Origin of the sequence: Paraburkholderia piptadeniae (genome assembly GCF_900007165.1) — a bacterium.
In the GTDB taxonomy this organism is placed as follows: Bacteria; Pseudomonadota; Gammaproteobacteria; order Burkholderiales; family Burkholderiaceae; genus Paraburkholderia; species Paraburkholderia piptadeniae.
On the sequence record NZ_CYGY02000143.1, the window covers coordinates 1 to 904 of the forward strand.

Below are 904 nucleotides of genomic sequence, written 5' to 3' on the forward strand. Positions count from 1 at the left end.
ACAGGCGTTAACAAAATGAGTTCTTCAGTTTTCGCCAGCAGATGACGCAGCAGGCGATTTTCATGAAGGCTTCGTGGATGAATCCAAGGCGTTCGAAGCGGATGCGCAGTCGTCGAAAGTTGTGAAGCCATGAGATGGTGCGCTCGACAACCCAGCGTGTTTTGCCCAATCCGCTGCCGTGAGGCTCGCCGCGTCGGGCGATTTCAGTGGTGATGCCGGCAGCGTGTAGCGGACGGCGGTATTTGTCGTGATCGTAGCCCCGGTCGCCCTGAACGATGCGGGGCTTCGAAAGTGGCCGGCCTTGCTTGCCAGCGATTGGCGGGATGGCGTCAACCAGCGCGTGAAGCTGGGTGACATCGTGGCGGTTGGCGCCTGTGAGAATTACCGCGAGCGGGATGCCCTGCGCTTCGGTAATGAGGTGGTGCTTTGAACCTGGTCGCGCGCGGTCGGTGGGATTCGGTCCCGTTTTTGACCCGCACCCACTGCGCGGATCGAGGAGGAATCGACAACGACACGGGACCAGTCAATCTGGTCAGCCGCGCGCAGCTTTGCGAGCAGGACTTCATGCAGTCGGTCCCAGACGCCGGCAGCCTGCCAGTCCCGCAGCCGGCGCCAGCAACTCATGCCGCTGCCGCAGCCCATCTCGCGCGGCAGCAGGTCCCAGCGCAGGCCTGTCTGCAGGATGAACAGGATGCCCGTGAGCAGCGCACGATCATCGAGCGGCTTGCGCCCTGGATAACGGCTTCGTCTTGGTTTGGGAGGGGGCAGCAACGGTTCGATGAGTGCCCAAAGTTCGTCGTCGAGTATGGGTTTAGCCATGTCCTTTTCGTCGTCGAAACAATGAAAAGGTTAACAGGATTCATCGAGAGTAAACAGCCCCCTTGTTCATTTTGTTAAAGGTTCT

The 904-nt window shown here is 59.7% G+C and carries 1 protein-coding gene; it reads right to left on the minus strand.

Going from position 1 to position 904, the window contains the following annotated elements:
• Window positions 1-7 precede the first annotated feature (7 nt).
• Window positions 8-819 (minus strand): IS5 family transposase gene (locus tag BN2476_RS42880; RefSeq protein WP_087740187.1). Its coding sequence is split into 2 segments (ribosomal slippage): window positions 8-471 and window positions 471-819, totalling 813 coding nucleotides; the frame shifts between segments, so codons are not numbered across the junction.
• Window positions 820-904: the final 85 nt, after the last annotated feature.